General features: G+C 58.9%; 7 protein-coding genes. 5 read left to right on the top strand and 2 right to left on the bottom strand.

All coding sequences use genetic code 11. The annotated features are described in order from the left end of the window. From IGS51_RS09410 to IGS51_RS09425, 4 genes are all read left to right on the top strand, one after another. Nucleotides 1-418: M28 family peptidase (locus IGS51_RS09410; protein ID WP_297078166.1), on the top strand; the 418-nt coding region annotated here is incomplete at its 5' end. A 9-nt stretch (nucleotides 419-427) separates the two neighbouring features. After that, on the top strand, nucleotides 428-1,567 hold the full coding sequence (locus IGS51_RS09415) for an aldo/keto reductase (RefSeq protein ID WP_297078167.1): 1,140 nt from the start codon (nucleotides 428-430) through the stop codon (nucleotides 1,565-1,567). Nucleotides 1,568-1,657: 90 nt separating this feature from the next. After that, nucleotides 1,658-1,828 carry a hypothetical protein gene (locus IGS51_RS09420; protein WP_297078168.1) on the top strand — a complete coding sequence of 57 codons (171 nt, stop codon included), beginning with the start codon at nucleotides 1,658-1,660 and terminating at the stop codon, nucleotides 1,826-1,828. Between the two features lie 366 nt (nucleotides 1,829-2,194). Further along, nucleotides 2,195-3,502, top strand: coding sequence for a ferrochelatase (locus IGS51_RS09425; protein ID WP_297078169.1), 1,308 nt, complete (start codon nucleotides 2,195-2,197; stop codon nucleotides 3,500-3,502). Nucleotides 3,503-3,515: 13 nt separating this feature from the next. Here IGS51_RS09425 and IGS51_RS09430 read toward each other — a convergent pair whose 3' ends face one another. After that, complete coding sequence (locus tag IGS51_RS09430) at nucleotides 3,516-4,085, bottom strand: GNAT family N-acetyltransferase (RefSeq protein WP_297078170.1); 570 nt, start codon at nucleotides 4,083-4,085, stop codon at nucleotides 3,516-3,518. After that, entirely contained in the window at nucleotides 4,085-4,876 is a 792-nt protein-coding gene (locus IGS51_RS09435; protein WP_297078171.1) for a class I SAM-dependent methyltransferase, read from the bottom strand. The genes IGS51_RS09430 and IGS51_RS09435 overlap by 1 nt, the downstream gene beginning before the upstream one ends. A 124-nt stretch (nucleotides 4,877-5,000) precedes the next feature. Between IGS51_RS09435 and IGS51_RS09440 the strand changes: the two genes are divergently transcribed. Beyond that, a complete protein-coding gene (locus IGS51_RS09440) occupies nucleotides 5,001-5,969 on the top strand; it encodes a DUF362 domain-containing protein (RefSeq protein ID WP_297078172.1) in 969 nt (322 codons plus the stop codon). Nucleotides 5,970-6,153 lie beyond the last annotated feature (184 nt).

Consider the following 6,153-nt stretch of genomic DNA (forward strand, 5'->3'; position numbering starts at 1 on the left):
GGCGGGCTGCCAGTCCTATCCGGCGATGCTGCCGATCGCCCCACCGACGGATCGGGGCAATTTTCTGGCGGTGCTTGGCGATTTGCAACGCAATCCCTACGGGCATCGCCCCCAGCTTATCCAGGCGTTTCACCAGATTGCCGATGCCCCGTCTGCCGCCGTCCCCCCCGTCCTCAGCCTGGCCGTGCCGCTGCTGGGCGACCTCACTCCCGACCTCCTCCGCAGCGACCACACCCCCTTCTGGAAAGCGGGCATCAGCGCAGTGCTGCTCACCGACACCGCCAACTTCCGCAATCCCCACTATCACCAGCCCAGCGACACCCCCGACACGCTCAATACAGCGTTTTTCCTGGGTTCGGCGCGGCTGGTGGTGAAGGCAGTGGACTGGCTCCTGCATGAGGGCGACTCGCAAGCGTAACTCGCAGCCATGCACTATCGCCGCTTTGGGAAAACCCATCTGCACCTGTCTGTCTTCTCGCTGGGGACGATGCGCTATCTGGAGTCGGCAGAAACGGCGCGGCAAACGGTGGAGCGGGCGATCGCCCTCGGCATCAACCACATCGAGACGGCGCGGGGCTATGGCAACAGCGAAATCTTTCTGGGCAAGGCGCTGGCAGGGCTGCGGCGGGAAGAGCGGGCAAAGCGGGAAGATCTGATCATCACCACCAAGCTGCCACCCACCACCGATGCTGATGCAATGGCGCGGGGCATTGACGAATCGCTAGCGCGGCTGGGGCTGGACTATGTAGACTGCTTGGCGATTCATGGGGTGAATACGGCAGAACATCTGGCGATGGTGACGGCGGAAAGGGGCTGCATGGCGGCGGTGCGGGCGGCGATCGCCGATGGGCGCGTGCGGTGGGTGGGCTTTTCGACGCATGGGCCGCTGGATGTGATTTTGGGGGCGATCGCCACCGACCAGTTCCAGTTTGTGAACTTGCACTACACCCTGTTTTTCCAGCGCAACGCAGCCGCAGTTGAACTGGCGCACCAAAAGGACATGGGTGTGTTCATCATTTCCCCAGCGGACAAAGGCGGCCTGCTCTACACGCCGCCAGAACAATTGGACACGCTATGCCGCCCCCAATCGCCGCTGCACCTAGGCTATCGCTGGCTACTCAGCGACCCGCGCATCACCACCCTCAGCTTGGGAGCAGCCAAACCAGAGGAACTGGATTGGCCCCTGGAAATGGCAGACCAAACGCACCCGCTCACAGACGCAGAGGTAGAGATTTTGGAACGGCTGCGATCGCACCAATCTGCCGTCTTGGGAACCGACCAATGCAGCCAGTGTTATGCCTGCCTGCCCTGCCCCGAAGACATCCACATTCCCGAAGTGCTGCGGCTGCGAAACCTGGCAGTGGCCTACGACATGACCCAATACAGCACCTATCGCTACGGCATGTTTGAAAACGCGGGACACTGGTTTCCTGGCAGCCGGGGCGATCGCTGCACCGACTGTGGCAACTGCCTGCCGCGCTGTCCCGAAGCGCTGGATATCCCCACTCTGCTGCGCGATGCCCATCGCCGCCTGGGCGGATCGCCGCGTCGCCGCCTCTGGGGTTAATGCCTCTGCTGCAAAAATGAGACATCAACCTATCGTGCTACGCCCCTCTGGATCGAAAATCTGCCTGACAAAGCCCTGCCCTCTGGACTGATGCAGGTCGAACACACCTGGCAGTTTCGCCTGCCGCCCGACGCAGTCCCCACGATCGAGGAGAAGACTGGCTATGGGCGGCACTGGGTCGCCTGGGGTGTGGATATGCGGCTAGAGATTAAGGGCTTTTTGAGTAGCGAATCTGCATTTTTCTTGCGGGTGGAGCCGTAAATGGTTCGGCATTACCGTCCATCTCGGCGGGAGAGGGCGTTCGGGTGAGGGCGGTATGGGGTCAGTCCAATTTATATTCAGCTATTCAGCTTAGAACTGACGCAGTTGGACAATTTCTCGCGATTTGCGCCCGCGAGCAATTGTCCAAAATCCAGAAAGCCTATCGCAGGTGCGTAAGTCCTGTCGCTATTCAGCAACGCCGATCGTTGCAGCAGGAAGATGATGGGGAAATGTTAGAGATTGCGGGAAAAAATGCCCATACCCGGTAGGGGGATGCTAGGCTATGGAGGATGCTGGGAACCGCTTCAATATATCCCTGTATTCCTTATCACATTGCCCCCATACGTTAACTGGTAGGTGTATCGCGTGGTTGCTACTCCCGAACGACTTGAGCAAACTCCCGCCGAGCTTTCCCCCGGCGCGGCCCCGTCCAGCCGAGTGGCGGTGTTGCTGATGGGCTACGGCGAGGTCGAGAGCTACGAAGACTTTGCTAACTACAACGAGCAGGCGCTGAACCTGCTGACGGCAAAATTTGCCCCCGTCCCCACCTGGATCTATCCGCCGCTGGCCAAGCTGCTGGCCGTGTTTGACCTACACGAGTGGCAGCATCAGCACGATTACTTTATCTCGCCGCACAACGCCATCTTTGAGCAGCAGCGGGCGGGTATCGAGGCGCGACTGAAGGAAAAATGGGGCGATCGCATCAAGGTCTTCAAGGCGTTCAACTTCTGCGCCCCGTTTTTGCCGGAGCAAGTGCTGGCGCAAATCCAGGCAGAGGGCTTCGACAAGCTGCTAATTTATCCACTGCTGGTGGTGGACTCAATCTTTACCAGTGGCATTGCAGTGGAGCAGGTTAACAAAGCCCTGGCGAAAACCTTTGTTGGCTCCGAGCATTGGCTCAAAGGCACGCGCTACATTCCCTCCTTCTACAACGAGCCGGAATACATCGACCTGATGGCGCGGCTGGTCGAAGACAAGATTCATGCTGACCTGGCGGTGGCGCACCTGCCGTCACAGACGGGCATTGTGCTGATGAATCACGGCTGCCCTCACAAGGCCAAGGGCTTTACCTCCGGCATTGACGAAAGTCAGGCGCTCTATGAGCGGGTGCGCGAAAAGCTGATTCACCGCTATCCGCTGATTTCCGTCGGCTGGCTGAATCACCAAACACCGCTAATCGAGTGGACCCAGCCCAATGCCGAACTGGCCGCCAAAAACCTGATCGACTTGGGCGCAACGGCGCTGGTCTTCATGCCCATTGGCTTTGCCACCGAAAACCACGAAACCTTGCTGGATGTGGATCACATTATCCACGGGCTGCGTCGTCGCCATCCCGAAGTGACCTACGTGCAGATGCCCTGCGTCAATGACCACCCCGACTTTCTGCAAATGGCAGCAGATTGGGCCGATGGGCAGATTGCTGATTTGCTGGAGGCAGAGGCGCTGGCGGTGAATCCATCGCTGGCGATCGCCCTGGCCCAGTCCTATGCAGATCACCATCACCATGAGTATTCCCACGGACATTCCCACGGGCATTCCCACGGGCATTCCCACGGGCATTCCCACTCGCATGATTCTGAACCTGCTCACCCACCTGAGCATCGCCATGCCCACGGACATACGCATGACCATTCCCACCAGCCTTCCCACGGTGAGCATTCTCACAGGCATTGAGATAGGTACGACTTCAGGTCAGGAAATTCTGCACTAGCCGTTTTGCCATGAGGATGTCGGGCTTGCCGGGCCCGTTGACATCGGGCAGCACACCGACAATCTGAAAGCCCATCTTTTGATAAAACTCGTAGGGGTGGTTGCCAGGATTGCGAATTTGGGCGATGTGCTGAAATGGGTCAGAGTAGAGGTCAACCCCAAACAGGCTGGTTTGACCTAGTTCGTCATCTGTGCCCAGATACAGGGTGTGGCCACCCTGCGCCGCGGCTTGTTGTTCCAGGTCTTGTACGAGCGATCGCCCGACACCCCGCCCGCGCCAGTTGCGCTGCACCACCAGCGGATGTAGCTCCCAGGCAGAACCACCATACTGGGCGATCGCCCCAATCCAGCCAATCACCTCACCAGACGGCAACAGGGCAATGCGGCTGAGGCGATCGCCCGCCAGCGATTCCTCCACCTCCTCCAAGGCAGACGGCAAATCGTGCCAGCCATGCGCCATCTGGCCAAAAGCATCCACCAGCATCGTTGCCAACTGCTGCATGAGGGCCGTTTCACCGGGCTGCAAATCGCGGATCTGCCAGTGCATTACGCAGGTTTTTGAGCGGGCTTCTGAAAAATCATGAGGTGCTGCTGCGGCAAAAAGCCCTTGGTTTCTCGCCAAACCAAACCTACCGCCTGCATTTCCTTCTTCACCTGGCGCTGGGTCATTTTGTGTAGCCCCTTGATGGAAATAAAGGGATTTTCGCCGCGATATTCCACCAGCGCCACGCGGCCGCCCGGTTTCAGCGCCTTGAAAATGGCTTCCATCATCTCGCGGGGATATTCAAACTCGTGGTAAGCATCGACCATCAGCGCCAGGTCAATGCTGTCTGGCGCAAGCTGGGGATTATCCGGCTCGCCCAGCACGGGTTCCACGTTGTCGGCAGGCGTGCCTGCTTCTGCGGCCTCCTGCTTAAAGAATTCAAGAATACCGATCATCTCCGGCTGGATGTCTACTGCCAACACCTTGCCTTGGGGCACTAGGGGACTCAGGCGAAAGCTGAAATAGCCCGTGCCTGCGCCAATGTCGGCAACCACATCGGTTGGCTTTAGGTTGAGGGCGGGCAGCACTTTGTCGGGCTGCTCTTGGAGCGATCGCCCCGGCCGCTCCAGCCACGCTGCCCCCTGATGCCCCATCACCTGCGCGATTTCTCGCCCCATGTAAAATTTGCCAATGCCGTCGGGATTGTGCAGCACGCGATATTCATAAAATTCCGTATTGGGCGGCGGCGGGTCGAGCGTTAGCACGGGCGCAAGATCCTGGGCGCGGGTGGGAGAAATTCCGCAGAACCAGAGCAGGCAGGCGAGGGCGATCGCCAGAAGGCGGCGGTAGGGCATGGGGCGATGGGGGATAGGGTGCGTCTTCTCCATTATTTCCGGTGGGACGGGTGAGCGGCTACTCGTTTGGGCGAGATGGTGCAAAATCAAGATAGTTTTTCAACCTTGCGTTAGGTCTTGCGTTATGTCTACAGTCAGCCTGCTGCGGGCCACCAGCTACGAACATGAATCGCTGCGCCAAGCCCTGCAAACCCTGCTAGAACCCTTGGGCGGCATAGGGGCGTTCGTGAAACCGGGCGATCGCGTCTTGCTCAAGCCAAACCTGCTGACGGGGGCACGACCAAAAAAGGAATGCGTAACGCGCTGGGAACTGGTCTACGTTGTCGCGCAACTGTTGCAAGAAGCAGGCGGCAAGCCGTTTTTGGGCGACAGTCCCGCCTTTGGCAGTGCGCGGGGGGTGGCGATCGCCAATGGCTATCAGCCGCTAATCGACGAGCTAAATTTGCCGATTGTGGAATGGAACGGCCGCCGCTACGAAACCGTGAGCGAGAATTTCAACCACCTGCTGCTGTGCAAAGAGGCAATGGAAGCAGATGTGGTGATTAACTTACCCAAGGTAAAGTCACACATGCAACTGACGCTGACGCTGGGTGTGAAGAATCTATTTGGCTGCGTCCCCGGCAAAATGAAAGCCTGGTGGCACATGGAGGCAGGCAAAGACAGCCGCCGCTTTGGGGAAATGCTGGTCGAAACTGCGCGGGCGATCGCCCCCAACCTCACCATTGCCGACGGCATCATAGGCCACGAAGGCAACGGCCCCAGCGGCGGCGAACCGAGGATGCTGGGCGTGCTGGCTGCGTCGGCAGATGTCTTTGCGTGCGATCGCGCTCTCGTCGATATCCTCCAGGTCAATCCAGACCAAGTACCTACTGTTGCTGCCTCCCAGCGGATGGGGCTATGTCCGTCACTACATCAAATCAATTTTCCGCTTTGCCAACCCGCCGACCTGCGAATCGAAAACTGGAAACTCTCCGATCGCCTCATGCCGATTGACTTCGGAATGCCCCGCGTGATTAAGTCCACCTTCCGCCATCTCTACATCCGCTTCATCAAGGAGCCGATGACGGCCTACGCACGACGGCAGGAAACCTGAGTGTGGGATGAGTCCGGGCGATCGCCCTTCATCTCCTTGCACCCGTACCTTTCGGCGATCGCCCTCATCTGGCAACACCAACACCTTTGGGCGATCGCCCCCCTAATCCCTTTTGGGACGTTGCACACTGACCCAAGTCTATCGCTACTCAACCTCTGTGGCTGACCCGAAAGCGGCTGGGAGT

The organism is Thermoleptolyngbya sp. M55_K2018_002 (assembly GCF_015295965.1).
Taxonomy (GTDB): domain Bacteria; phylum Cyanobacteriota; class Cyanobacteriia; order Elainellales; family Elainellaceae; genus Thermoleptolyngbya; species Thermoleptolyngbya sichuanensis.

Excerpts from the sequence above, each read along its gene's own strand:
- IGS51_RS09430 (WP_297078170.1), bottom strand. The coding sequence starts at position 4,085 with ATGCACTGGCAGATCCGCGATTTGCAGCCCGGTGAAACGGCCCTCATG.
- IGS51_RS09440 (WP_297078172.1), top strand. The coding sequence starts at position 5,001 with ATGTCTACAGTCAGCCTGCTGCGGGCCACCAGCTACGAACATGAATCG.
- IGS51_RS09415 (WP_297078167.1), top strand. The coding sequence starts at position 428 with ATGCACTATCGCCGCTTTGGGAAAACCCATCTGCACCTGTCTGTCTTC.
- IGS51_RS09435 (WP_297078171.1), bottom strand. The coding sequence starts at position 4,876 with ATGCCCTACCGCCGCCTTCTGGCGATCGCCCTCGCCTGCCTGCTCTGG.
- IGS51_RS09420 (WP_297078168.1), top strand. The coding sequence starts at position 1,658 with ATGCAGGTCGAACACACCTGGCAGTTTCGCCTGCCGCCCGACGCAGTC.